26 protein-coding genes are annotated in these 26789 nt (G+C 52.1%); 8 read left to right on the forward strand and 18 right to left on the reverse strand.

What is annotated here, in order from left to right; all coding sequences use genetic code 11:
* Nucleotides 1-122: 122 nt before the first annotated feature.
* From hemG to pepQ, 4 genes are read right to left on the reverse strand one after another with little or no spacing between them, the layout of a single operon-like run.
* Entirely contained in the window at nt 123-668 is a 546-nt protein-coding gene (gene hemG / locus ACJHX3_RS19505; protein WP_000853970.1) for a menaquinone-dependent protoporphyrinogen IX dehydrogenase, read from the reverse strand.
* Nucleotides 669-679: 11 nt separating this feature from the next.
* Nucleotides 680-2131: a Trk system potassium transporter TrkH gene (gene trkH / locus ACJHX3_RS19510; protein ID WP_000545669.1), complete on the reverse strand. Its 1452-nt coding sequence runs from the start codon at nt 2129-2131 to the stop codon at nt 680-682.
* A gap of 38 nt (nt 2132-2169) precedes the next feature.
* Nucleotides 2170-2784: an IMPACT family protein gene (locus ACJHX3_RS19515; RefSeq protein ID WP_001296979.1), complete on the reverse strand. Its 615-nt coding sequence runs from the start codon at nt 2782-2784 to the stop codon at nt 2170-2172.
* Nucleotides 2784-4115: a Xaa-Pro dipeptidase gene (gene pepQ, locus ACJHX3_RS19520; RefSeq protein WP_094308443.1), complete on the reverse strand. Its 1332-nt coding sequence runs from the start codon at nt 4113-4115 to the stop codon at nt 2784-2786. Before pepQ ends, ACJHX3_RS19515 begins: the two co-directional genes overlap by 1 nt.
* A gap of 189 nt (nt 4116-4304) precedes the next feature.
* Between pepQ and fadB the strand changes: the two genes are divergently transcribed.
* The gene (gene fadB / locus ACJHX3_RS19525; protein ID WP_000965927.1) at nt 4305-6494 is read left to right on the forward strand and encodes a fatty acid oxidation complex subunit alpha FadB; all 2190 of its coding nucleotides are present in this window, start codon (nt 4305-4307) and stop codon (nt 6492-6494) included.
* Between the two features lie 9 nt (nt 6495-6503).
* A complete protein-coding gene (gene fadA, locus ACJHX3_RS19530) occupies nt 6504-7667 on the forward strand; it encodes an acetyl-CoA C-acyltransferase FadA (RefSeq protein WP_000438749.1) in 1164 nt (387 codons plus the stop codon).
* Nucleotides 7668-7857: 190 nt separating this feature from the next.
* Here the strand turns inward: fadA and fre are convergent, their stop codons facing one another.
* On the reverse strand, nt 7858-8559 hold the full coding sequence (gene fre / locus ACJHX3_RS19535) for an NAD(P)H-flavin reductase (RefSeq protein ID WP_094322001.1): 702 nt from the start codon (nt 8557-8559) through the stop codon (nt 7858-7860).
* 45 nt (nt 8560-8604) lie between these two features.
* On the reverse strand, nt 8605-10098 hold the full coding sequence (ubiD, locus tag ACJHX3_RS19540; RefSeq protein WP_000339784.1) for a 4-hydroxy-3-polyprenylbenzoate decarboxylase: 1494 nt from the start codon (nt 10096-10098) through the stop codon (nt 8605-8607).
* A 166-nt stretch (nt 10099-10264) separates the two neighbouring features.
* Between ubiD and rfaH the strand changes: the two genes are divergently transcribed.
* Nucleotides 10265-10753, forward strand: coding sequence for a transcription/translation regulatory transformer protein RfaH (gene rfaH, locus ACJHX3_RS19545; protein ID WP_001192406.1), 489 nt, complete (start codon nt 10265-10267; stop codon nt 10751-10753).
* On the opposite strand, the gene tatD is transcribed toward rfaH, so the two are convergent.
* The 9 genes from tatD to udp form a co-directional block, all read right to left on the reverse strand.
* The gene (gene tatD / locus ACJHX3_RS19550) at nt 10750-11532 is read right to left on the reverse strand and encodes a 3'-5' ssDNA/RNA exonuclease TatD (RefSeq protein ID WP_001299486.1); all 783 of its coding nucleotides are present in this window, start codon (nt 11530-11532) and stop codon (nt 10750-10752) included. The genes rfaH and tatD overlap by 4 nt on opposite strands.
* A 41-nt stretch (nt 11533-11573) precedes the next feature.
* Entirely contained in the window at nt 11574-12350 is a 777-nt protein-coding gene (tatC, locus tag ACJHX3_RS19555; protein ID WP_000109943.1) for a Sec-independent protein translocase subunit TatC, read from the reverse strand.
* Between the two features lie 2 nt (nt 12351-12352).
* Entirely contained in the window at nt 12353-12868 is a 516-nt protein-coding gene (tatB, locus tag ACJHX3_RS19560) for a Sec-independent protein translocase protein TatB (RefSeq protein WP_000459594.1), read from the reverse strand.
* Between the two features lie 3 nt (nt 12869-12871).
* Complete coding sequence (gene tatA / locus ACJHX3_RS19565) at nt 12872-13141, reverse strand: Sec-independent protein translocase subunit TatA (protein WP_001295260.1); 270 nt, start codon at nt 13139-13141, stop codon at nt 12872-12874.
* 78 nt (nt 13142-13219) lie between these two features.
* A complete protein-coding gene (gene ubiB, locus ACJHX3_RS19570; protein WP_000187543.1) occupies nt 13220-14860 on the reverse strand; it encodes a ubiquinone biosynthesis regulatory protein kinase UbiB in 1641 nt (546 codons plus the stop codon).
* Nucleotides 14857-15462 (reverse strand): ubiquinone biosynthesis protein UbiJ, encoded by a 606-nt coding sequence (ubiJ, locus tag ACJHX3_RS19575; RefSeq protein WP_001295259.1) that lies wholly within the window; start codon nt 15460-15462, stop codon nt 14857-14859. The genes ubiB and ubiJ overlap by 4 nt, the downstream gene beginning before the upstream one ends.
* 13 nt (nt 15463-15475) lie before the next feature.
* Nucleotides 15476-16231, reverse strand: a complete 756-nt coding sequence (gene ubiE / locus ACJHX3_RS19580) for a bifunctional demethylmenaquinone methyltransferase/2-methoxy-6-polyprenyl-1,4-benzoquinol methylase UbiE (protein WP_000227958.1) — start codon at nt 16229-16231, stop codon at nt 15476-15478.
* Nucleotides 16232-16325: 94 nt separating this feature from the next.
* Nucleotides 16326-17753 carry a DNA recombination protein RmuC gene (gene rmuC, locus ACJHX3_RS19585; protein WP_000347717.1) on the reverse strand — a complete coding sequence of 476 codons (1428 nt, stop codon included), beginning with the start codon at nt 17751-17753 and terminating at the stop codon, nt 16326-16328.
* Between the two features lie 140 nt (nt 17754-17893).
* On the reverse strand, nt 17894-18655 hold the full coding sequence (gene udp, locus ACJHX3_RS19590) for a uridine phosphorylase (RefSeq protein WP_000045180.1): 762 nt from the start codon (nt 18653-18655) through the stop codon (nt 17894-17896).
* 261 nt (nt 18656-18916) lie between these two features.
* Here udp and ACJHX3_RS19595 point away from each other — a divergent pair, with 261 nt between their 5' ends.
* The 4 genes from ACJHX3_RS19595 to ACJHX3_RS19610 all read left to right on the forward strand — a co-directional run bounded on the left by ACJHX3_RS19595 (nt 18917) and on the right by ACJHX3_RS19610 (nt 21669).
* A complete protein-coding gene (locus tag ACJHX3_RS19595; RefSeq protein WP_001366745.1) occupies nt 18917-19729 on the forward strand; it encodes a dienelactone hydrolase family protein in 813 nt (270 codons plus the stop codon).
* A gap of 393 nt (nt 19730-20122) precedes the next feature.
* Entirely contained in the window at nt 20123-21271 is a 1149-nt protein-coding gene (tssD, locus tag ACJHX3_RS19600; protein WP_001280045.1) for a type VI secretion system tube protein TssD, read from the forward strand.
* The gene (locus ACJHX3_RS19605; protein ID WP_000627420.1) at nt 21261-21506 is read left to right on the forward strand and encodes a hypothetical protein; all 246 of its coding nucleotides are present in this window, start codon (nt 21261-21263) and stop codon (nt 21504-21506) included. Before tssD ends, ACJHX3_RS19605 begins: the two co-directional genes overlap by 11 nt.
* Nucleotides 21507-21546: 40 nt before the next feature.
* Nucleotides 21547-21669, forward strand: coding sequence for a hypothetical protein (locus ACJHX3_RS19610; protein ID WP_001230617.1), 123 nt, complete (start codon nt 21547-21549; stop codon nt 21667-21669).
* A 121-nt stretch (nt 21670-21790) separates the two neighbouring features.
* Here the strand turns inward: ACJHX3_RS19610 and metE are convergent, their stop codons facing one another.
* Nucleotides 21791-24052, reverse strand: coding sequence for a 5-methyltetrahydropteroyltriglutamate--homocysteine S-methyltransferase (metE, locus tag ACJHX3_RS19615; protein ID WP_000153942.1), 2262 nt, complete (start codon nt 24050-24052; stop codon nt 21791-21793).
* A 117-nt stretch (nt 24053-24169) separates the two neighbouring features.
* On the opposite strand from metE, the gene metR reads away from it, so the two are divergent.
* The gene (gene metR, locus ACJHX3_RS19620; protein WP_000573612.1) at nt 24170-25123 is read left to right on the forward strand and encodes an HTH-type transcriptional regulator MetR; all 954 of its coding nucleotides are present in this window, start codon (nt 24170-24172) and stop codon (nt 25121-25123) included.
* Here the strand turns inward: metR and bioP are convergent.
* On the reverse strand, nt 25011-25910 hold the full coding sequence (gene bioP, locus ACJHX3_RS19625) for a biotin transporter (protein WP_001196244.1): 900 nt from the start codon (nt 25908-25910) through the stop codon (nt 25011-25013). The genes metR and bioP overlap by 113 nt on opposite strands.
* A 75-nt stretch (nt 25911-25985) precedes the next feature.
* Nucleotides 25986-26786: a sugar/pyridoxal phosphate phosphatase YigL gene (yigL, locus tag ACJHX3_RS19630; RefSeq protein ID WP_000285353.1), complete on the reverse strand. Its 801-nt coding sequence runs from the start codon at nt 26784-26786 to the stop codon at nt 25986-25988.
* Nucleotides 26787-26789 lie beyond the last annotated feature (3 nt).

The following is a 26789-nucleotide window of genomic DNA, read 5'->3' on the forward strand; positions in this document are numbered from 1 at the left end:
TGACCCGGCGGCGTGTTTGCCGTTGTTCCGTGTCAGTGGTGGCGCATTATAGGGAGTTATTCCGGCCTGACAAGAGGAAATTTAAAATAATTTTCTGACCGCGCATTTTTTATTCTTTATGCTTATTTCAGCGTCGGTTTGTCGGTTAAATGGGCGATTTCTCGGGCGAAATTCGCCACCTGCTCCCAATCGGTATAGACAACTTCTTTGCGCGTATCCGTTTCACCGCCTGACATCTTCATAATTAACTTGATCATAAAACGGTCGTACCAGCGATAACGTGGGTAACGCAGCGCCCCGGCAATGACCGCGCAGCGATCGGGACGCCATTGCGAGTTCATCAGAAACTTCCGCGCGTAGCTGTTGGTCTGTGGAGTACGCTTCTCCGGTTTGCGCGCCACCAGGTTTACGGAATAAAAGGCGCTCGGCATCGAATTCAGTCGCGTCGCATGTTTTTTGACAAATTCCTGGAACGCAGAGTGGTAGTGACCATAGCGAATAGAAGCACCAATGACCACACGGTCATAGTTTTCCCATTGTGGTTCTTCAATGCGGTGCACATTGGCGACATCCGTCTGGATCCCCAGTTCTTTCAGTTCCGAAGCCAGGTAGGAGGCAATCTCGCGCGTTTGTCCGTCCCTTGTTGAGAAAAGAATTAATGTTTTCACGTATTACTCCATCATTCACGCCAGAAAGTCGGGGTAAAGAGCACCAGCAATGTAAAGACCTCAAGACGACCAAACAGCATGTTGGCAATCAGGATCCATTTAGCCACCGGGTTCATACTGGTAAAGTTATCAGCAACCACGCCAAGTCCTGGCCCCAGGTTATTCAATGTCGCAACAACTGAGGCAAAGGCAGAAAAGTCATCCACGCCCGTGGCGATAATCGCCAGCATACTGACAATAAACACCAATGCATAGGCGGAGAAAAATCCCCAAACGGCTTCGAGGATACGTTCCGGCAGTGCGCGATTCCCCAGCTTAATGCTATAGACGGCGTTCGGATGCACCAGTCGTTTCAGCTCACGGTTCCCCTGCTTAAACAGCAGCAGGATGCGGATCACTTTCAGGCCACCGCCCGTTGACCCGGCGCAACCGCCGATAAAAGCTGAACATAAAAGCAGTACCGGCAAAAAGAGCGGCCAGCGGGCAATGCTGTCAGTCGTAAACCCGGCGGTTGTCGCCATCGATACCACCTGGAAAAACGCCTGGTTAATTGTCATCAGCGCCGAACTGTAGACATTATGAAACCACAGTACGAGTGTACAAATAATCACCAGCGTAAACTGTACGCCGATAAACATGCGAAATTCCGGATCGCGCCAATAAACCTTCAGACTACGCCCACTTAACAGTGAAAAGTGCAGACCGTAGTTACAGCCGGAGATCAGCAGGAAGATAGCAATGATAGTGTTAATAGTCGGGCTGTCGAAATAACCGATACTGGCATCATGTGTCGAGAAGCCGCCAATAGCGATAGTCGCAAAGCTATGGCCGATGGCATCAAAGGCATCCATTCCGGCAAACCACAACGCCAGCGCACAGGCGACGGTCAGCAAGACATAAATCAACCACAGGGTTTTCGCCGTTTCCGCAATTCGCGGGCGCATTTTGTTATCTTTCAGCGGGCCGGGCATTTCTGCGCGATAGAGCTGCATCCCACCCACGCCGAGGATAGGCAGTATCGCAACCGCCAACACGATGATCCCCATCCCGCCAAACCATTGCAGCATCTGGCGATAAAATAGGATGGCGTGAGGGAGCGAATCCAGCCCCACCAGCGTAGTGGCCCCCGTGGTGGTCAGGCCAGAGAAAGATTCAAAAAACGCATCGGTAATCGTGAGGTTCGGGCTTTCCGAGAAGATAAAAGGGAGCGCACCGACACTACCCAGCACGGTCCAGAACAGCACCACTATCAGAAACCCCTCACGGGATTTCAGTTCGCCCTTCTCTTTACGGTTCGGCCACCACAGCATAGAGCCAATGGCGAGGGCGACAAAAAAGGTCTGGGTAAAAGCGCGGCCCGCTCCATCCCGGTAGATGAGTGCTACCAGTCCAGGGATAATCATGGTCCCTGAAAATAAGATGACCAGTAGTCCAACGATTCGGGTAATGGCGCGAAAATGCATCTCTGCCGCTTCCTTAGTTCTGCAAAACGAAGTGGGGATTATTCTTCAATCGCTAACAATTGCAATGAACCACGGCTAAAATCCGCCAGCTTTGCGGAAAATTCAGCCACTTTCGCCGCCGGAAGCGCCACCCGCAGCAGAACGAATGCCTGATAATCACTGTTGATAATTTTGCCGTCACACTGCCCCAGCAACGCTTCAATGCCGGTTAACTGACTATATTCACATTGCAAAGTATATTCGGTTAATGGCGTCTTGCGTTGGGTCGTTAGCTGGCGCAGCGCCTGATTCACGCCGCCACCATACGCTTTCACTAACCCACCGGTGCCAAGCAATATGCCGCCGTAGTAGCGCACTACCACAGCGGTAATTTCCCCGACGCCGCTGCCCATTAGCTGGGCGAGCATCGGTTTACCGGCCGTTCCCGCCGGCTCCCCATCGTCAGAGAAACCCAGCTGTTGAGAATCATCCGGCGCACCCGCCACCCACGCCACGCAATGGTGGCGGGCATCGGGGTGTTCTGCTCGCACCGATTCAACAAACGCTTTCGCCGCCTCAACGCCATCGGTATGCGCCAACATCGTTATGAAGCGGCTCTTTTTGATCTCTTCAACGACCGTGACAGGTGCCGCAGGAATTAACCAGCTTTCCATCACGCCAGTTTCAGATCCCGGGTCATGTTTTCCACGTTGTTTTCGTGGATCACCACGTTGTCTTCGATACGAATGCCGCCGAACGGTTTCAGTGCTTCAATTTTCTGCCAGTTGAAGTGTTTGCTGAACTGCCCGTCACGCCACGGTGCCAGCAGCGATTCGATGAAGTAGATACCCGGTTCGATGGTTAACACCATGCCCGGCTGGAGAATACGGGTGCAGCGCAGGTACGGATATTTTGCCGGTGCCGCGAGGTGCGTACCGCTATCATCCTGCATAAAACCGGCTACGTCATGCACCTGCAGGCCCAGCGGATGGCCGATACCGTGCGGCATAAACGGTCCGGTGAGATCGTTTTCGACCATCGCTTCTTCACTCATATCGGTGATGATTTGATGTTTACGCAGCAGTTTGGCGATGCGCTGATGGAACTGGATGTGGTAATCCACATAGCTGACGCCTGCTTTCATGGTGGCGATCAGCGCCAGTTGTTCATCATTTACGTCTTTCACCAGCTGTGCGTACTCGTTATCGCTTTTTGCCGACCAGGTACGGGTCAGGTCAGCCGCATAGCCGTTATATTCGGCCCCGGCATCCAGCAGGAAGCTGCGCATCTCTTCCGGTGCCTGGTGGTCCAGTTTGGTGTAATGCAACACCGCAGCGTGTTCGTTAAGCGCCACAATGTTGCTGTAAGGTACGTCGGTATCACGATGACCGGTCGCGGTCAGATAGGCAATATTGATATCGAACTCGCTCATGCCAGAACGGAACGCTTCTTCTGCCGCACGATGACCGTTGACCGCCATTTTCTGCGCTTCACGCATACAGGCCAGTTCGTACTCGGTTTTGAAGGAGCGGTAGTAATGCAGGTAGTCGATCACCCCTTTCGGGTTGATATTGCTGGCCTCAATACCCAGTTGCAGCGCACGCTCCGGCACCGGACCGATATAACCGATATTCCCGCGCGCAGCAGGCAGCAGGCTACCAATGCCATCGGCTTTCGGCAGCGCGATCACTTCTACATCTTCAGTCCAGAAGGAGGTCGGCAGCGGTTCGACGTTGTGCCAGTAATCAACCGGCAGATAGAACCACAGTTTCGGCTTGTTCACGCCATCCACCAGCAGCCAGCAGTTTGGCACCTGAGTTACCGGCACCCACGCTTTGAATTGCGGGTTCACTTTAAACGGATAGGGATGATCGTCGAGAAAAACGTTGAACAGTTCGCCGGAGTGAATAAGTAACGCATCCAGTTTGAAGCGCGCCAGCGCATCGCGAGTCCGTTCTTGTAAGGTAGCTATATGATTTTTATAGAGTGAGGCCAGTGATTCCATTTTTTACCCTTCTGTTTTTTTGACCTTAAGTCTCCGCATCTTAGCACATCGTTCATCCAGAGCGTGATTTCTGCCGAGCGTGATCAGATCGGCATTTCTTTAATCTTTTATTTGCATATTTTTAACACAAAATACACACTTCGATGCATCTGGTACGACCAGATCACCTTGCGGATTCAGGAGACTGACATGCTTTACAAAGGCGACACCCTGTACCTTGACTGGCTGGAAGATGGCATTGCCGAACTGGTATTTGATGCCCCAGGTTCAGTTAATAAACTCGACACTGCGACCGTCGCCAGCCTCGGCGAGGCCATCGGCGTGCTGGAACAGCAATCAGATCTAAAAGGGCTGCTGCTACGTTCGAACAAAGCAGCCTTTATCGTCGGTGCTGATATCACCGAATTTTTGTCCCTGTTCCTCGTTCCTGAAGAACAGTTAAGTCAGTGGCTGCACTTTGCCAATAGCGTGTTTAATCGCCTGGAAGATCTGCCGGTGCCGACCATTGCCGCCGTCAACGGCTATGCGCTGGGCGGTGGCTGCGAATGCGTGCTGGCGACCGATTATCGTCTGGCGACGCCGGATCTGCGCATCGGTCTGCCGGAAACCAAACTGGGCATCATGCCGGGCTTTGGCGGTTCTGTACGTATGCCACGTATGCTGGGCGCTGACAGTGCGCTGGAGATCATTGCCGCCGGTAAAGATGTCGGCGCGGATCAGGCGCTGAAAATCGGTTTGGTGGATGGCGTAGTCAAAGCAGAAAAACTGGTTGAAGGCGCGAAGGCGATTTTACGTCAGGCTATTAACGGCGACCTCGACTGGAAAGCGAAACGTCAGCCGAAGCTGGAACCGCTAAAACTGAGCAAGATTGAAGCCACCATGAGCTTCACCATCGCTAAAGGGATGGTCGCACAAACAGCGGGGAAACATTATCCGGCCCCCATCACCGCAGTAAAAACCATTGAAGCTGCGGCCCGTTTTGGTCGTGAAGAAGCATTAAATCTGGAAAACAAAAGTTTTGTCCCGCTGGCGCATACCAACGAAGCTCGCGCACTGGTCGGCATTTTCCTTAACGATCAATATGTAAAAGGCAAAGCGAAGAAACTCACCAAAGACGTTGAAACGCCGAAACAGGCCGCGGTGCTGGGCGCAGGCATTATGGGCGGCGGCATCGCTTACCAGTCTGCGTGGAAAGGCGTGCCGGTTGTCATGAAAGATATTAACGACAAGTCGTTAGCCCTCGGCATGACCGAAGCCGCGAAACTGCTGAACAAGCAGCTTGAGCGCGGCAAGATCGATGGTCTGAAACTGGCTGGCGTGATCTCCACAATCCATCCAACGCTCGACTACGCTGGATTTGACCGCGTGGATATTGTGGTAGAAGCGGTTGTTGAAAACCCGAAAGTGAAAAAAGCCGTACTGGCAGAAACCGAACAAAAAGTACGCCCGGATACCGTGCTGGCGTCTAACACTTCAACCATTCCTATCAGCGAACTGGCCAACGCGCTGGAACGTCCGGAAAACTTCTGCGGGATGCACTTCTTTAACCCGGTGCACCGGATGCCGTTGGTAGAAATTATTCGCGGCGAGAAAAGCTCCGACGAAACCATCGCGAAAGTCGTCGCATGGGCGAGCAAGATGGGCAAGACGCCGATTGTGGTAAACGACTGCCCCGGCTTCTTCGTTAACCGTGTACTGTTCCCCTACTTCGCCGGATTCAGCCAGTTGCTGCGCGACGGCGCAGACTTCCGCAAGATCGACAAAGTGATGGAAAAACAGTTTGGCTGGCCGATGGGTCCGGCATATCTGCTGGACGTTGTGGGGATTGATACCGCGCATCACGCTCAGGCGGTGATGGCAGCAGGCTTCCCGCAGCGGATGCAGAAAGATTACCGTGATGCCATCGATGCGCTGTTTGATGCCAACCGTTTTGGTCAGAAGAACGGCCTCGGTTTCTGGCGTTATAAAGAAGACAGTAAAGGCAAGCCGAAGAAAGAAGAAGACGCCGCCGTTGACGACCTGCTGGCAGAAGTGAGCCAGCCGAAGCGCGATTTCAGCGAAGAAGAGATTATCGCCCGCATGATGATCCCGATGGTCAACGAAGTGGTCCGCTGTCTGGAAGAAGGCATTATCGCCACTCCGGCAGAAGCGGATATGGCGCTGGTCTACGGACTGGGTTTCCCTCCGTTCCACGGCGGCGCGTTCCGCTGGCTGGACACCCTCGGTAGCGCAAAATACCTCGATATGGCACAGCAATATCAGCACCTTGGCCCGCTGTATGAAGTGCCGGAAGGTCTGCGTAATAAAGCGCGTCATAACGAACCGTACTATCCCCCGGTTGAGCCAGCCCGTCCGGTTGGCGACCTGAAAACGGCTTAAGGAGTCACAATGGAACAGGTTGTCATTGTCGATGCAATTCGCACCCCGATGGGCCGTTCGAAGGGCGGTGCTTTTCGTAACGTGCGTGCGGAAGATCTCTCCGCTCATTTAATGCGTAGCCTGCTGGCGCGTAACCCGGCGCTGGAAGCGGCTGCCCTCGACGATATTTACTGGGGCTGTGTACAGCAGACGCTGGAGCAGGGTTTTAATATCGCCCGTAACGCGGCGCTGTTGGCAGAAGTACCACACTCTGTCCCGGCGGTGACCGTCAATCGCCTGTGTGGTTCATCCATGCAAGCATTACATGACGCAGCACGAATGATCATGACCGGCGATGCGCAGGCATGTCTGGTCGGCGGCGTGGAGCATATGGGTCATGTGCCGATGAGTCACGGCGTCGATTTTCACCCCGGCCTGAGCCGCAATGTCGCCAAAGCGGCGGGCATGATGGGCTTAACGGCAGAAATGCTGGCGCGTATGCACGGTATCAGCCGTGAAATGCAGGATGCCTTTGCCGCGCGGTCACACGCCCGCGCCTGGGCCGCCACGCAGTCGGGCGCATTTAAAAATGAAATCATCCCGACCGGTGGTCACGATGCCGACGGCGTCCTGAAACAGTTTAATTACGACGAAGTGATTCGCCCGGAAACCACCGTGGAAGCCCTCGCCACGCTGCGCCCGGCGTTTGATCCCGTCAGCGGTACGGTGACGGCGGGTACGTCCTCTGCTCTTTCCGATGGTGCCGCCGCCATGCTGGTAATGAGTGAAAGCCGCGCCCGTGAATTAGGTCTTAAGCCGCGCGCCCGCGTGCGTTCGATGGCGGTCGTTGGTTGTGACCCATCGATTATGGGTTACGGCCCGGTTCCGGCCTCGAAGCTGGCGCTGAAAAAAGCGGGGCTTTCTGCCAGTGATATCGGCGTGTTTGAAATGAATGAAGCCTTTGCCGCGCAGATCCTGCCGTGCATTAAAGATCTCGGGCTAATGGAGCAGATTGACGAGAAGATCAACCTCAACGGTGGCGCGATCGCGCTGGGTCATCCGCTGGGCTGTTCCGGTGCGCGTATCAGCACCACGCTGCTAAATCTGATGGAGCGCAAAGACGTCCAGTTTGGTCTGGCGACGATGTGTATCGGTCTGGGTCAGGGTATTGCAACGGTGTTTGAGCGGGTTTAACCACTTGCCGGATGCGGCGTGAACGCCTTATCCGGTCTACCGATCCTGCACCAATGTAGGCCTGATAAGACGCGCCAGCGTCGCATCAGGCATCGTGTGCCGAATGCCGGATGCGACATAGATCTAAATGCCACTGTATAAAGTTTTAGTTGCCGTTCTTCCCGCCTGTCAGGGGCGGGTTTTTTATATCTCAGATAAATGCAAACGCATCGCCAAACAGGCGATCTTCCCGCGCATTACGCTCACTGCAAAACAGGTCACGGGCAATTTTCGCCATCTCAAAACGTCCGGCAATATAGATATCATGCTCTGCCAGCGTACCGTGATCCTGCAATACCGCCGTTAACACGGTGCCAGTACGCCCACGCCAGCCCGCTTCCGGTTGTTCAACCACCGGCACCACTTGCAAACCTGGATGCTTAAGCGAAAGCGCCTCAAGCTCGGAGAGATCATAAAGATGCTGCTCTTCACGCCCGCCCCAGTAAATGGTGATATCACGGTTTGGGTTACGCGCCAGCGCCGTCAGCAAAATCGAGCGCGCATAAGAGAACCCGGTGCCACCCGCAATCAAAATCATCGGACGTTCTTCATCATCACGCAGCCACGCTTCTCCGTGGGGAATATCGACCACGATTTGATGATCTTTAAGAATGCGGTCCATGACTGCTTTCGCGTAAAGGTTGATTTCAGAAGCGCCAATATGCAGCTCGATGAAACCTTTTTCATCCGGCGTCGAAGCCATTGAGAACGGACGTTTGTCGCGCTCATCCATCACTACCATCAAATACTGACCAGCACGAAAAGAAAAGGCCGCGTCTGGTACGATTTGGACACGATATACGGTATCCGTGATAGCTTCTACCGAGGTCACTTTACAGCTTAAGGTTGTCATGCGCTTTCTCTGTCGGATCGATAAATAGGGCAAAACAAACGCGCATCAGGCGCTTTTACCGTTGTTAAAAATAGCCAGTTCATCCCAGATGGCGTCAATATGCGCGACAACATCCGGATCTTTTTTGATGGGACGTCCCCATTCACGCTGGGTTTCCCCTGGCCATTTATTCGTGGCATCCAGCCCCATTTTTGAACCCAGCCCGGACACAGGCGAGGCAAAATCCAGATAATCAATAGGCGTATTTTCGACCAACACCGTGTCCCGCACCGGGTCCATACGGGTGGTAATCGCCCAAATCACATCGTTCCAGTCGCGTGCGTTGACGTCATCATCGCAAACGATCACAAATTTAGTGTACATAAACTGGCGTAAGAACGACCAGACGCCCATCATGACGCGCTTCGCGTGTCCGGCGTACTGTTTTTTGATCGTCACTACCGCCAGGCGATAAGAGCAGCCTTCCGGCGGCAGGTAAAAATCGACAATTTCCGGGAACTGTTTTTGCAGAATCGGCACAAACACTTCGTTCAACGCCACGCCCAGTACCGCAGGCTCATCAGGCGGACGCCCGGTATAGGTGGAATGGTAAATCGCATCTTCACGCTGGGTAATATGCGTCACGGTGAATACCGGGAAACTATCAACTTCGTTATAGTAACCGGTGTGGTCGCCATACGGCCCTTCCGGCGCAGTTTCGCCTTGTTCGATATACCCTTCCAGCACAATCTCCGCACTGGCGGGCACTTCAAGGTCATTGGAGATACACTTCACCACTTCGGTCTTGGTGCCGCGCAGCAATCCGGCAAACGCATACTCTGAAAGCGTATCTGGAACGGGGGTGACTGCACCGAGAATTGTGGCGGGATCAGCACCCAGTGCCACAGAAACCGGGAAACGTTCGCCCGGATGCGCCGCACACCACTCCTGGAAATCCAGCGCGCCGCCGCGATGCGACAGCCAGCGCATAATCAATTTGTTTTTACCAATTAGCTGCTGGCGATAAATGCCCAGATTCTGCCGCTCTTTATGCGGGCCGCGCGTTACGGTCAGCCCCCAGGTAATCAGCGGCGCGGCATCTTCCGGCCAGCAGGTCATAATGGGGATACGGTGAAGATCGACGTCATCGCCGGAGATAATTTTTTGCTGACACGGCGCACCACGCAGTCGCTTTGTCGGCATGTTCAATACTTGCTTAAACTGCGGCAGTTTATCAAACAGGTCGCGGAAACCTTTTGGCGGCTCCGGCTCTTTCAGAAACGCCAATAATTTACCAACTTCACGCAGCGCCGAAACATCTTCCTGCCCCATGCCCATCGCCACGCGCTTTGGCGTACCGAACAGGTTGCACAGCACCGGCATTGAGTAGCCTTTAGGGTTTTCGAACAACAGCGCAGGCCCACCGGCACGCAAAGTACGGTCAGCAATTTCAGTGATTTCCAAATGCGGATCCACCGGGAGCGTGATACGTTTTAGCTCACCCTGCTGTTCAAGCAGCGTCAAGAAGTCGCGTAAATCGTTATATTTCATGGCGTCCATTGTAGCCTCTTAATCTGCGCCCATTATACGGCGTTCATCTTTGCGATGCTGTAAATTTGTTAAATTAGCGTGAACTCTGACGGTATAACGCAAACCGGGGAATATAATTAACTTAGCGTAAAGCTTTTGCTATCCTTGCGCCCCGATTAAACGGATAAGAGTCATTATGCAATCCTGGTATTTACTGTACTGCAAGCGCGGGCAACTTCAACGTGCCCAGGAACACCTCGAAAGACAGGCTGTGAATTGCCTGGCACCGATGATCACCCTGGAAAAAATGGTGCGTGGCAAACGTACTGCAGTCAGTGAGCCATTGTTCCCCAACTACCTGTTTGTGGAATTTGATCCAGAAGTGATTCATACCACGACTATCAACGCGACCCGCGGTGTCAGCCACTTCGTGCGCTTTGGCGCATCGCCAGCGATAGTCCCATCGGCGGTGATTCATCAGCTATCGGTATATAAACCGAAAGACATTGTCGATCCGGCAACCCCTTATCCGGGTGATAAGGTGATTATTACCGAAGGCGCGTTCGAAGGTTTTCAGGCCATTTTCACCGAACCCGACGGCGAGGCTCGCTCCATGCTGTTACTTAATCTTATCAATAAAGAGATTAAGCACAGTGTGAAGAACACCGAGTTCCGCAAACTCTAAAACGCAATCCCAAACAGTGTTTTAACATTGGCATCCGTGGTGGCAGCCAGCCATGCGGCATCTTCTCCACGCCAGTGCGCAATTCGTTGCAAAATATGGGGCAGATGGGCTGGCTCGTTGCGCCGGGATGATGGTTTCGGCGTGAGATCGCGCGGGAGCAGATACGGCGCATCAGTTTCGATCAGCAATTTCTCCGCCGGAATCAACGGCAACAATTCCCGCAGCTCCAGCCCGCGTCGTTCATCGCAAACCCAACCGGTAATGCCGATATAAATTCCACGCGCCACGCACGCCTGCATCTCTTCGCGTGTGCCGGTAAAGCAATGAAGAACCGCACCAGGCAGTTTATCCAGCCACGGCTCCAGCAATGTCATAAACCGCTCGTGGGCATCGCGACAGTGCATAAATACCGGCATGTTTAATTCTGCGGCAATGCGTAGCTGAGCAACAAAAGCGCGTTCCTGCTCTTCCGGCGTCGAAAAGTTGCGGTTAAAGTCGAGACCACATTCACCAATCGCCACCACTTCTGGCTGCGCGGCCAGCTCAATAATCGCTTCTTCAGTCGCAGCTTGCCACTGGCTGCTGTCGTGAGGATGTACGCCCGCCGTTGACCAACAGGACGAATACTGACGCGCCAGCTTTTGCGCCTGCTGGCTTTCACGCAGGTTAGTGCCGGTGATGAGTAGCCCATTAACTCCCGCGTCAAAAGCGCGCGCTACAACATCATCACGGTCTTTCGCAAATTGCGAACTGGTCAAATTAACGCCGATATCAAACATCCTGTACTCCATATGACAACCGCCCTGACGGGCGGTTGAATTTATTCTTCAGTTTTTTCGCTTTCTGCTTCAGCGTCGTTTTCCTCTTCCCGATTTCGCCCTTTACCAACGTAAAAGCGTGAGAAGAAGACACCGATTTCAAACAGACAGTACATCGGGATCGCCAATAGCGTTTGCGAGAAGACATCCGGCGGCGTCAGCAACATCCCGACAACGAATGCACCAACCAGCACATACGGGCGTTTTTTGCGTAAGTCTTCTGGCGAGGTAATCCCCATCCAGCACAGCAGCACAATTGCCACCGGCACTTCAAAGGAGACACCAAACGCCATAAACAGCGCCATAACGAAGCTTAAATAGCTGGCGATGTCGGTGGATACCTGCACCCCTTCCGGCGCGGTATTGGCAAGGAAGCCAAATGCCAGCGGAAAGACCACAAAGTAGGCGAATGCCATGCCGATATAAAACAGCAGAGAGCTGGAAACCAGCAGCGGCACCACCAGGCGACGTTCATGCTTATACAGCGCTGGGGCGATAAATGCCCACACCTGATAGAGAATCACCGGCGCTGACAGAATCAGCGACACCATAAAGGTCAGCTTGATCGGCGTAAAGAACGGCGAGGCCACGTCGGTGGCGATCATCGTTGAACCTTGCGGCAACTGCTTGATCAATGGCGCGGATACCAGGTGATAGATGTCATTGGCGAAATAGACCAGACACAGGAATATCACGATCACCGCGATAATGCAGTTCAGCAGACGCTTACGCAGCTCAATTAGATGCGTGATAAGCGGTTGAGTATCTTCTACAGACATGTTTACGGTTTATCACTCGACGAAGGGGAAGGTGCAGCGGTTTTCGGTTCAGCGTCCGCAGCAGGTTTTACCACCGGCTCTGGCGTGGTTTCTGGCTTCTGTTCCGGCGAACTGGCCTGCGTTTGTGCAGCGGCAGGCGTTACGCCCTCATGCGCAGCTTCATTATCTTTCACCACCGGGTTATGGATGGTGTGCGCTTCATCGCTCGCCTTTTCTGGATCGTTTGCAACGTAGGAACGCTTCATCGACTCCGCGGCCTGGCGTAGTTCATCCATCGACGCTTTCAGTTCGGGCGTCAGGTTAGTGAGGCTCGCCTTTTCAACCTTTTTCAGACTGTCCTGAAACTCCTGGAGTTTTAACTCCTGGGTCAGTTCGTTCTGCACCGTTGTCGCCAGTGAACGCAACGCGCGAATCCAGCCCGCGACCGTTTTTACCGCCACAGGCAGTCGTTGCGGCCCCAGAACAACGAGGCCGATGATGAACACCAATAGCAGTTCGCTAAAACCGATATCAAACACGGATTACACCTGCTCTTTATCGTGGCGCTTCGCGTCTTCTGTTTTAGCCTGTTCCTGATTCGTATCCGCCTGCTTATCGGCGATAGTTTTCGCAGTAAAATCAGCATCCTGACTGGTTTTATCCTGCTTTGGTTCATCATCGCTCATTGCTTTTTTAAAGCCTTTGATCGACGCACCAAGATCGGAACCGATGGAGCCGAGCTTTTTGGTGCCAAAAAGCAGTACAACGATGACGGCAATAATCAATAACTGCCAAATACTGATACCACCCATACATGTTCCTCTGTGGTAGATGATGATTAAACAAGGCCGCATTATACGTTACACGGCCCGCCTTGAGCGATGAAAAAATCAGCGTGTTTTGCGCCAACCGACAAACCAGGCGATCAAACCACCTGCCATTAACCAGCCGGGCATCAGCCCCCATTCAGGTCGGCTGACCAACAAGAATGTGCCACTTAATACTAACGTAGCGCCAATTCCGAGAAAATAACGCGATTGTCCCTGACGTACATGATTTGACTGAAGCTCGCGGGCAATCTTATCAACACTGTGCTGTAAATACTTGCCCTGGCGCAAACTGTCGTAAACCAGTTCAGGCAGTTCTGGCATTTTTTCGACCCAGAACGGCGCTTTTTCTTTAAATGCTCTCACCAGCGCAGGAATACCGACCTGATCTTTAATCCACGACTCCAGGAAAGGCTTCGCCGTTTTCCATAAATCGAGCTGCGGATAAAGCTGGCGACCTACCCCTTCGACGTAGAGCAGGGTTTTCTGGAGTAACACCAGTTGCGGCTGCACTTCCATATTGAAGCGACGCGCCGTATTAAATAGATTTAACAGCACATGTCCAAACGAAATTTCGGCCAACGGTTTCTCAAAGATAGGTTCACAGACCGTACGAATGGCAAATTCGAACTCTTCAACGTTGGTATCTGGCGGCACCCAGCCTGAATCGACGTGTAGCTCTGCAACTTTGCGATAATCGCGATTAAAGAAGGCGATAAAGTTTTCCGCCAGATAGCGTTTATCTTCTTTGTTTAGCGAGCCAACAATCCCGCAATCAATGCCGATATATTTCGGGTTTTCTGGGTGTTCATAGCTTACAAAGATGTTGCCAGGGTGCATATCGGCATGGAAAAAGCTGTCACGAAAGACCTGAGTGAAGAACACCTGCACGCCGCGTTCTGCCAGCAATTTCATGTTAGTGCCGTTTTTCTCCAGCGCTGCGACATCTGAAACCGGAATGCCGTAAATGCGCTCCATCACCATCATCCCTTCACTACAATAGTCAGGGTAAACTTCCGGGATGTAGAGCATCGGGCTGTCTTCAAAATTGCGCCGAAGCTGAATGGCGTTGGCAGATTCCCGCAGCAAATTCAGTTCATCAATCAATGTCTTTTCGTACTCGCGCACCACTTCGGTTGGGCGCAGACGGCGACCATCCGGCAGCAAACGCGGTACCCAGCGAGCCAGACGGTAGATAAGTTTCAGATCCGCTTTAATAACCGGCAAAATATCCGGGCGGATGACTTTAATCACCACCTCTTTACCATTCGATTTCAATCGCGCGGTATGAACCTGGGCGATAGAAGCAGAAGCCAGCGGCTTGATTTCAAAATCGTCAAACCACGCTTCTACCGGCAAGCCGCCCATTGCAGCTTCAATCTGCTGCTTTGCCAGCTTGCCATCAAACGGAGCGACTTTGTCCTGCAATAACGCCAGCTGATCGGCAATATGCGGCGGAAAAAGATCGCGGCGGGTTGATAACATTTGCCCGAACTTGATCCATACCGGCCCCAGTTCTTGCAGGGCCAGTCGTAGTCGCTCACCTAAAGGTTTGTCTTTATGCCGATTTGGCATCCAGAATAATGAGTATCGCCATAGCCGAAGCGGCAGGGTGATACGCATTTTGGGGATCAGTTCATCAAGTCCGTAGCTTAAAAAAGTGCGAATGATGAAATATAGGCGCCGTACTTCACCTGGCGTCATTTAGCCTCCAGTTTTTCCAGCCGTTTGGTCAGGGCATCAACAGCACGCTCGACGGCAGCCGTCTCTTCCGCAAACCAGGCCACTTCAAGCGGACCGGGTGCCATACGCCACTCTTCAGTAATGGCTTCCGCCACATAACGTTGCTGGCGCTTAATGCCGTGATGCAGGAACTTTGCGCCTCCGCGCATGGCTTTGCTGATTCCTTCAGCGGCGATATCACCGGTATAAGGGGCCAGCAGTTCCGCAGGGTCGAACTCTGCCAGATCTGCCAGCGCAACGAAGTTTTGCACCACCTGAATATCGCCCTGCACTTCCAGCTCACCACTGCGAATCAGTGCGGTAAGCTGCTGGCGATCGCGAAGTTTCGGCAACACACTGGCGTAGGCGATAACGGTGCAGTCAGCATCGCCTGCCCATTCGCCCAGTACATCAACCTGGCGTTCGCTGAACACCAGAATCAATGACGTCGAAAAGCCTTTTACCTCCACGCGCAATACTTTACCCAGCAGACGCGAGCGGGCTGTTTTCAGCGCGGGTGAGCGATACAGGAAGGTGTTGAGCAGACTTTCAATTCCTGCCGTCACTAAAGGTTTAAAAGGCATTTCCGGTCTCCTGTCAGAACTTATAACCACGATGCAGCGCCACAACCCCTGCCGTCAGATTGTAGTAGTCGACACTTTCGAATCCGGCATCCTGCATCATGGCTTTCAGGGTATCCTGATCGGGATGCATACGGATGGATTCTGCCAGATAACGGTAGCTGTCGGCGTCGTTCGCGACCAGTGAGCCAATACGCGGCAGCACATGGAAGGAGTATGCATCATAGGCTTTGCTCAGCGGCTCGATAATTGGCTTCGAGAACTCAAGCACCAGCAGGCGGCCGCCGGGTTTCAGCACGCGATACATTGAACGCAGTGCTTTATCTTTGTCGGTGACGTTACGCAGACCAAACGAAATGGTGATGCAATCAAAGGTGTTATCCGGGAACGGCAGCGCCTCAGCGTTCGCCTGAACATACTCAACGTTGCCAATCACACCGATATTACGCAGCTTCTCGCGTCCCATTTTGAGCATGGATTCATTGATATCAGCAAGGACCACTTTGCCAGTTTCTCCGACCAGGCGGGAGAATTTCGCTGTCAGGTCGCCGGTGCCACCAGCCAGATCCAGCACGGTCTGCCCACGGCGTACGCCGCTGCAATCAATCGTGAATCGCTTCCACAAACGATGAATACCAAATGACATCAAATCATTCATGACATCGTATTTTGATGCCACGGAATGGAAAACGTGGGCGACCATATCCGCTTTTTGTTCCTTCGCGACGGTCTGAAAACCAAAGTGCGTCGTTTCTTGTGACTTATCCACCATCTCAATGCCTGCTCATCAAAAAATTGTTCCAGAAGTGTAACAGATTGGGCGTCGATGCCCTAGATTTCTACCCGGCTTAACTACCCCTAATGGGCTAGCGCGACTGCTGATTATATTCATCATCGCGTTGATAAGCTTCATCATTCGGCTGCTCCGGAACCGACCGCAGTCGATACTCTTCATCCTGGCTCACCGCTTGTTCAGCCAAATCCGGATTAATCTCGCGTTTAATTTCTACCCCTAAACCGCGAAACGCTTCTGCCTGCGCCAGCACATTTCCGCGACCTGAAGAGAGTTTTTTCATTGCCTGGCGGTAGTTATCCTGCGCTTTGTCGAGACTTTGACCAATCGCTGACATGTCATCGACGAACAAACGCATCTTGTCGTACAGCTTGCTGGCACGATCGGCGATTTGCTGGGCGTTGCGGCTTTGATGCTCATAACGCCACAGGTTGGCGATAGTGCGCAGCGCCACCAGCAGCGTAGTCGGGCTAACCAGCATGATATTGTTTTTCAACGCTTCGGTGATCAGCTCCGGCTGACGGTCAAGCGCCAGTAAAAAAGCGGGTTCAACGGGAATAAACATCAGAACGTAATCCAGGGTTCGCAGCCCCGGCAGCTGTTGATAATCTTTGCGTCCCAGCAAACGGATATGGTTACGCACCGACGCGATATGTTCCTGTAGCGCGCTTTCGCGGGTGTAGTCATCTTCGGCGTTGAAATAGCGTTCATAGGCGACCAGCGTCATTTTGGCGTCGATCACCACATCTTTTCCCTGCGGCAACCGCACGATGACATCCGGCTGCATCCGCGAGCGGGCGTCATTTTCGATGCTGACCTGAGTTTCATATTCATACCCTTCACGCAGACCGGAAGCCTCCAGCACCCGCGTCAATACCACCTCGCCCCAGTTGCCCTGAGTTTTATTGTCGCCTTTCAGCGCACGCGTCAGGTTGATCGCCTCCTGAGCCATTTGCGCGTTGAGCTGCTGGAGATTGCGAATTTCGTGGGTCAGGGTATGACGTTCCTGTGCTTCTTTACCGAAGCTGTCCTGAACCTGACGGCGGAAACCGTCCAGTTGTTCACGTAGCGGCGACAACAGGCTGTTCAGACTCTGACGGTTTTGCTCATCAACCCGGCGATTGCTGTGCTCAAAAATACGGTTGGCGAGGTTTTCAAACTGCTCACTGAGGCGCTGCTCGCTGTTAATCATCTGGCGAATTTTATCGTCAGCATGTTGCTGTGCAGCTTCCATCCGCGTGGTTACTTCACGCAGATCGGCTTCCAGAGAGGTGTTAATACTTTGCAGGCTGCGCACTTCGTTATTGAGTAACTCGCACTCAGCGCGCCAGTGCTCGCTTTGAGTAATTTGTTGTTTTGCCGCGCTTAACTCCGCGACCATCTCTTCACGTTCAGCTAATTGCTCGGCTTTTTGCTGCGCATGTTGATAACTGGCAAACAGCCAGCCAATTGCCACACCCACCAATGCAATAACTGCGTAAACCATGATTGAGAAATCCACAACGCCTCCTGACGCAACAACTTACCCGCACAAAATAGAATTGTGCTGTACAAACGTCCAGTTGGAAAGGCATTTCCTGCGAGGCGCTACGCAAAAATACAAAAGGCCGAACGCGTCGGCCTTCAGACAGGAGAAGAGAATTACAGCAGACGACGCGCCGCTTCCACCACGATTTTCACCGCTTGGCTTTCAGTTTGTTTCATCGTCTCAGCATTCGGGATCTCTTGCTGGGTGCGGTTAACGATAACACCCGCTACCATACCGGCACGCAGGCCCTGACTTGCACACATGGTCAGCAGGGTTGCAGATTCCATTTCATAGTTCATTACGCCCATCGCCTGCCACTCTTCCATAGAACCTTTAAAGTGACGAACTACGCGACCAGAGTAAGTATCGTAACGTTCCTGACCTGGGTAGAAGGTATCAGAAGAAGCCGTCACGCCAACGTGAGTCGTCGCGCCAATGGATTTCGCAGCCTCAACCAGCGCAGTCGTACATTCGAAATCAGCGACAGCCGGGAATTCCAGCGGTGCGAAGTGCAGGCTCGCGCCATCCAGACGAACAGACGCCGTGGTAACCAGGACATCGCCAACATTAATATGCGGCTGAATAGCGCCCGTTGTACCGATACGCAGGAAGGTGCGAATGCCCAGCTGTGCCAGCTCTTCAACAGCAATAGAGGTAGACGGGCCGCCGATACCGGTAGAGCAGACGATAACAGGTTTACCATCCAGCTCTGCACGCCAGGTGGTGAATTCGCGGTGAGATGCCAGCTTAACCGGCTTATCCATCAGCGCGGCGATCTTTTCCACACGATCCGGGTCGCCAGGGACGATGGCAAGCGTAGCCCCTTGTAAATCGTTTTTAGTGAGGCCGAGATGAAAAACATCAGACTTGGACATATACAACTCCTCTGTGAATCGGTTTAGTCAGAAGAAGCAAAAAGACACTTTACCGAAGGGTTTAACATTTTTTCGTGATACTCATCACCATGACGCAAATGCGTTGCATAAATTTACCCACCAAAAGTGATGCAAATCACATAAATCACTCTTCATTCTGCAGGACTGCATAAAAGATGAGCCGATTCAGGCAATGTGATTTGTTGCATGCTGACTATAGTTAACATTGCGCAACATTTTTATAAGGGTACGGAGAATACCATGGCAACAACACAACAATCTGGATTTGCACCTGCTGCATCGCCTCTCGCTTCAACCATCGTTCAGACCCCGGACGACGCGATTGCGGCGGGCTTCACCTCTATCCCCTCACAAGGGGATAACATGCCTGCTTACCATGCCAGACCAAAGCAGAGCGATGGCCCACTGCCAGTGGTCATTGTAGTGCAGGAAATTTTTGGCGTGCATGAACATATCCGCGATATTTGTCGCCGTCTGGCGCTGGAGGGGTATCTGGCTATCGCACCTGAACTTTACTTCCGCGAAGGCGATCCGAATGATTTTGCCGATATCCCCACGTTGCTTAGCGGTCTGGTAGCAAAAGTGCCTGACTCGCAGGTGCTGGCCGATCTCGATCATGTCGCCAGTTGGGCTTCCCGCAACGGCGGCGATGTTCATCGTTTAATGATCACCGGATTCTGCTGGGGTGGACGTATCACCTGGCTGTATGCTGCGCATAACCCGCAACTGAAAGCGGCGGTGGCATGGTACGGCAAACTGACAGGCGATAAGTCGCTGAATTCACCGAAACAACCTGTTGATATCGCAACCGATCTTAACGCGCCGGTTCTCGGCTTATATGGTGGTCAGGATAACAGCATTCCGCAGGAGAGCGTTGAAACCATGCGCCAGGCGCTGCGGGCTGCTAATGCGAAAGCAGAGATTATCGTCTACCCGGATGCCGGGCATGCATTCAACGCCGATTATCGCCCGAGCTATCATGCCGAATCTGCAAAAGATGGCTGGCAGCGTATGCTGGAATGGTTTAAGCAGTATGGTGGGAAGCGGAGTTAGTTTCCTCTTAGTCTATATTTGAGATGGTGAGTGAACGAGTGCGTTTTGCTGCCATCTCTGTCCCCCAAAAAATAATCAGTATGAATTGATTGGAGATTACGACTCCGCTATTTGACCTTAAGAAAGTCGGCAAGTCATAGTCATAAATGAGTCTCTTCAATGGCAGACACCTTAGAGATTTACCATCAACTCCCATTCACAAACAAACATTAATTATTATCAACACATTCACATTAATTATAAATCATCTCAGACCTTCCTGATAAAAAGATATTAAAGTGAAACATTTTGTTTTTCACATTTTAGTTCATCACTTTTAGGCGTAAATAAAGGTAAAAAAAACAACAATACTATTTCTCTTTCACAAAAGAATTAACAAAAGGTTTTTCAAGGATGAGTGATATTATTTACCTGAACATAACCGGAGAACAACAAGGATGTATTTCCTCTCGTTGTGGAACGAGCGCATCAATAGGTAATCGCTGGCAGATTGGCCATGAAGATGAAATCTTCGCGTTCTCGCTCTCTAATAGTATTACGAATACAGACAAAGGGTCACAATTGCATGGCCTTAGTTTCTGTAAATTGATTGACAAAAGCTCCCCGTTACTTATTAACGCTATTAACAATAACGAGCAGTTGTTCATGGAGTTTGACTTCTATCGGATCAATAGATTTGGTCGATGGGAGAAATATTACAACATTCAACTTCGCGGCGCGCTCTTATCAGCAATCAATCACCTGTTTACTGAGAACAATCTGGATACAGAAACCATCACTGTCAGTTATGAATATATACTCTCCAGGCATCTGATTGCTAATACTGAATTTAGTTATTTGGCATTTCCCGATAACTACAACCGTCTGTTTATACCACGGCCAAAAACTAAAGATGATAATGGCCTCAAAACACTCAATAGTAAAGCGGTTGGCAGACTGCTTGCTGCTGGCGGCATATACAATGGGAATATCGAAGGATTCAGGGAAACAGCAAACAAGTTGGGAGGAGATGCACCTGCTGGTTACGATCAAGTTATGGATAACAAAGGGTTACTCATCGCTGGTGCTTCAATAGTTGCTGGAGTTGTTCTGGGAAGAATGAGACTCCCTGATTTGGAATCACTTGAGCATTTCGGAGCCAGAGGAGCAGTATCAGGAAGACCATTTAATCCCGAGCTTGCCGGTGGTCCAATAGAAAACCTGACGACAGATGGCGTAACAATCAACAGGGAAGGTATCGCTATTGTTGAAAAACATATAGCCAGATTTGGTCATGATCCTGTAAATGAAGTGATGATCAATAGACTGAAAGACATTGAGAAAGGAAAAATCCCCCCAGAACAAGTAGATCTTAACTTCTATACTCATGAGTGTCGGGAATATCAGCGTTACTGTAATCTTGGTTGGGAAACAGGACAACCTGATGGTGACGCAGGCTATGCACTCTGGAATCATACGCATACTGCTACTCTAGAAGATTATAAACTTAAGGGAGAACTTAATGACTTATACCACCAGGATGCACTTGACTATGATAACTGAAACTGAAATTAACGTACTGAAAGTTATGGCTGAGAAAGATATAAACTGGAACTGGATGAATCTCGATCGCACACTATCCATAAGGCAAATTCCAGGATTCGGTAATGTTGTTAACATTATTAACAAATTAGCTAACGAGGGTTTGGTTATTATTGAGGATAGCGGACATAAGTCTATGCCTCACTACCACGTTACTGAAAAGGGATACAATTTCGTGAAAAGTGAGAATAAATAACGTAGCGTTGATTACTGAACAAATCGCTCAGGATTATATTTTGCGTAAAAATGATTCGGTTATTTCTGTATCTGAACGGGCGCAGATAGCAAAATGGCTTCCGGTGATGGAAGCCATCAGATTATTGGCAAAGTGCGCGTTGTTCATGCCGGATGCGGCGTGAACGCCTTGTCCGGCCAACAAAACCCAAAAATTCAATAAATTGCATAAATTATGTAGGCCTGGTATCAGGCAGTTTTGCCTCTTTCATCGTACTGCAATTTACAGTGACTCGTTAATATTCATCATCCCCGACGCAAATTCTGCGCCGCCTGCACCATGTTCGCCAGTGCCGCGCGGGTTTCTGGCCAGCCGCGCGTTTTCAGGCCACAGTCCGGGTTGACCCACAGACGCTCTGCCGGAATGCGTTTTGCCGCTTTCTTCAGCAAGGCTTCAATCCATTCTACGCTCGGTACGTTTGGCGAGTGAATGTCATAGACGCCTGGACCAATTTCATTTGGATAATCAAACTCTTCAAACGACTCCAGCAACTCCATGTCGGAACGCGAGGTTTCGATGGTGATGACGTCTGCGTCCAGCGCCGCAATCGAATCCATGATGTCGTTGAACTCGCAGTAACACATGTGAGTGTGGATTTGTGTGTCATCTTTCGCCACGGCGGCGTTGATACGGAAAGCCTCCACGCCCCACTGGAGATAGGCATCCCAGTCGCTGCGACGCAGCGGTAAACCTTCGCGCAGCGCCGGTTCATCAATCTGGATGATGCCAATTCCTGCGGCTTCCAGGTCCGCCACTTCATCACGCAGCGCCAGCGCAATTTGTTTGGCGATGGTTTCACGGCTGACATCTTCACGCGGGAACGACCAGCAGAGAATGGTCACCGGGCCGGTCAGCATCCCTTTCACCGGTTTGTCAGTCAGCGATTGCGCATACTTCGCCCACTCAATGGTAATCGGTGCCGGGCGGCTAACGTCACCAATGACAATCGGCGGCTTCACGCAGCGGGAACCGTAGCTCTGTACCCAACCGTTTTGCGTAAAGACAAAACCGTCGAGATGCTCGCCAAAGTATTCCACCATGTCATTACGCTCGGCCTCGCCATGCACCAGCACATCCAGACCTAAACGTTCCTGCTCAACAATGGCCTGCTTGATATGTTCCGCAATGCCCGTGCGGTAGTTGTTGGCGTCGAGATTACCCTTTTTGAAATCCAGACGCAGGGTACGAATTTCCGTGGTTTGCGGGAAGGAACCAATCGTGGTGGTCGGCCACGCGGGCAGTTTAAAACGCGCACGCTGGGCTTCAGCACGCACTTCATAGACATTCGTACGCTGACTGTCCTGGGCGGTGATCGCCGCCAGACGCTTTTCTACCGCCGGATTATGGACACGGGTAGAGTGACGACGCGCCTGAATCGGAGCGCTCCACGCTGCCAGCGCAGACGTATCACCGCTATTGAGCGCATCGCGCAACAGCACCAGTTCTTCACATTTTTGCAGAGCGAAGGCAAACCAGCTTTTCACCTCCGCATCCAGACGCGTCTCCACGCTCAGATCGATTGGGCTGTGCAGCAACGAGCAGGAAGATGCCACCCACAAATCACGTTTGCCGACAATGTCCTTAATTTGCGCATATTTCTCGGTAAGATCGGCGCGCCAGACGTTACGACCATTGATCAGACCCGCAGACAGCAGCCAGTCAGAAGGCAGACGCTTGTGCAGTTCAGCAACGTCATCTTTACCATGTACAAGATCGACATGCAGACCCTGAACAGGCAGCGCAGTAATCGTGTCGAGATTTGGCGTTACGCCTTCAAAATAGGTGGTCAGCAGCAGTTTCACCTGTCCCTGGAGCGCGTCGTAAGCGGGTTTGTATGCGTCCAGCCACGCCTGCGGCAGTTCCAGTACCAGCGCGGGTTCATCAATCTGTACCCACTCGATGCCGCGTTTCGCCAGCTCTGCCAGCACCTGCTGATAAACCGGCAGAATGTCGTTCAGCAGGCTCAGGCGATCAAACTGTTCACCTTTCACTTTACCCAGCCACAGGTAGGTAACCGGCCCCAGCAGCACAGGTTTCACCTTGTGGCCCAGCGCCAGCGCCTCGTCCACTTCCTCCAGCAGCTGCGTCCAGGTCAGTTTGAACTGTTGGCCTTTAACGAACTCCGGCACCATGTAGTGATAGTTGGTGTTAAACCATTTGGTCATTTCCGCTGCCGCCGCAGGTTCACCAGTCGGCGCACGTCCACGACCAATACGGAACAGGGTGTCGATATCTACCGAACCATCTTTGTTCTGATGACGTGGCGGAACATTACCCAGCAGCAGACTGGTGGTCAGTACATGATCGTACCAGGCAAAATCGCCCACCGGCAGCAGGTCGATACCCGCCTGCTTTTGTTGATCCCAGTGACGGGCACGTAATTCACGCCCAACCGCCAGCAGTTCTTCACGCGTGGAGTTCCCCGCCCAATAACTTTCTTGCGCTTTTTTCAGCTCGCGACGCAGGCCAACGCGAGGGAAACCGAGGGTGTGATTAAGAATTGTCATTATATGCCCCTTATGGAATTTTTAGTATTTAGCCGTCCAGATGTTTACACATCCATAATTGGCGGTTACTGTATATTCCTCAAGCGCAAATTATTCATGCCGAAGTGAAGGACTTTCATGATCGAAGTAAAACACCTGAAAACGCTACAAGCGTTGCGGAACTGCGGCTCGCTCGCAGCCGCTGCGGCGACGTTGCATCAGACGCAATCCGCCCTGTCTCACCAGTTTAGCGATCTGGAACAACGCCTTGGCTTCCGGCTATTTGTGCGTAAAAGCCAGCCGCTTCGCTTTACACCGCAGGGAGAAATCCTGTTGCAACTGGCAAATCAGGTGCTGCCGCAAATCAGCCAGGCACTGCAAGCCTGCAATGAACCGCAGCAGACGCGTCTGCGCATTGCCATTGAGTGCCATAGCTGTATTCAGTGGCTGACACCCGCGTTAGAAAATTTCCATAAGAACTGGCCGCAGGTCGAGATGGACTTTAAATCGGGCGTGACGTTTGACCCGCAGCCTGCGTTGCAACAGGGCGAGCTGGATCTGGTGATGACGTCCGATATTCTGCCGCGCAGTGGCCTGCATTATTCGCCGATGTTCGACTATGAAGTGCGTCTGGTATTGGCACCTGACCATCCACTGGCGGCGAAAACGCGTATTACACCGGAAGATCTCGCCAGCGAGACGCTGTTGATTTATCCGGTGCAGCGTAGTCGACTGGATGTCTGGCGGCATTTTCTTCAGCCAGCAGGCATCAGCCCGTCACTGAAAAGCGTCGATAACACCTTATTGTTGATTCAGATGGTTGCCGCACGGATGGGTATTGCCGCACTACCGCATTGGGTGGTGGAGAGTTTTGAACGCCAGGGTCTGGTGGTGACCAAAACCCTGGGCGAAGGCTTGTGGAGCCGACTGTACGCCGCCGTGCGTGATGGCGAGCAGCGTCAGCCGATTACAGAAGCGTTTATTCGCTCAGCGCGCAATCACGCCTGCGATCATCTGCCGTTTGTGAAGAGCGCGGAGCGACCCACTTACGATGCACCCACAGTGAGGCCAGGATCACCAGCGCGCCTGTAATAAACGTTGGCCAGTGCGGCTGTTGGTGCCAGATAGCCAGGTTTACCAGCAGCCCTGCCGGAACGTGCATATTATTCATAATGCCCAGCGTTCCGGCGTCTACTTGGGTTGCGCCGTAGTTCCACATAAAGTAGCCAATCCCGGAAGCCACCACGCCAAGAAACACCAGAATGCCCCATTGCAGCGTGGTTTGTGGCATTTTCTGCGCATTTCCCAGCAAGAACCATGCAATCACCGCCACCAGGAACGCGCCAAGATAGAACCACGCAAAGGCGTTATGCTGCGGCATCGGGCGAGTTTCCATCAGACGTTTGTAACCCACCATGCCGATGGCAAAAGTGATATTGGAGAGCTGCACCAGCAGCAGGCCAGTCCAGAAGTGGTCGGTGACCTGATCATAGCGAATAATCCCGGCACCAATCACCGCCAACAAGGCGCTAAAAGCATAGCCCCAGCGCAGACGGCGCTGACTCATGATGTCATAAATCAACGTGATGTAGAGCGGCGTCAGTACGGTGAACAGCAGCAGCTCGGAGACCGTCAGGTAGAGATAGGCGCGAAAACTCAGCATATACATCACGCCGAGCTGCATCGCGCCCACCAGCATATACAGGCCGACCGTTTTCAGGCTATTGCCACGGGTACGCAGAAACGGCAGAAAAACGAGTGCCGCCAGGCCAACGCGCACCAGCACCGCAAAATAGCTATCGACGTGCCCCGCAAGGTACTCGCCATAAAAGCTAAAGGAGAAGGCCCACAGAATCGTGGTGATGATAAGTAGCGCCACAATGGAAAACTCTTTGATTAACGAGTATCCATTGTAGCGAAATATCAGGTTGACAACTGACCAAATAAAGAACGATTACGATAAATAGAGTTTACGCAGATAATGCGGCACCGCGTCTTCGGCATTAGTACCAATCACTTCCAGCTCCGGATGCAGATCTTTCAGACGCTGATGCGCACTGCCCATAATGCAGCCTTTCCCCGCCATCGACAGCATTTCGGCGTCGTTCATCCCGTCACCAAATGCAATACAATCCTTCAGGCTGTAGCCCAGTTTCTTCGCCACCGCTTCCAGTGCATGGCCTTTCGACACGCCGCCCGCCATCACTTCCAGACAGGTTAAGGTAGAGAAACTAACGTTGACGCGATCGCCCCAGCGAGCGTTGATCGCCTGCTCCAGCGGCAGAAGTTGTTCATGGGAATCGCAGGTGAAGAACACTTTGCTGACGCCTTCCGGCTCCAGTAATCCCGGCTCATACAGCGCATATTTGAACACCGCTTCTTTAAAAAAGCGCATCTCTTCCGGGCGATGGCGATTCATAAACCATTCGTCGTCGCGATAAACGTTAGTAATGATGTCCGGATTGTCGTTGACTACGCCAAACAGATCGCTGGCAATGTCGCGATCCAGGTTATGAGCAAAAATCAGATTGCCATCCAGATCATGAACGCGCGCGCCATTGGAGGTAATCATGTAAGACTTAATCTCCAGATTATCGCGAATTTGCCCCACATCAACGTGGTGACGACCGGTCGCAAACACAAAGTTGATGCCGCGCGCGGTGAGCAGCTTCAGAGTTTCTTTGGCGTAAGGGGATAACGTATGGTCGGGAGAAAGTAACGTGCCATCTAAATCAGACGCAACAACCTGGTACATAAG

This window comes from Escherichia sp. WS1265, assembly GCF_046487585.1.
GTDB lineage: Bacteria > Pseudomonadota > Gammaproteobacteria > Enterobacterales > Enterobacteriaceae > Escherichia > Escherichia coli.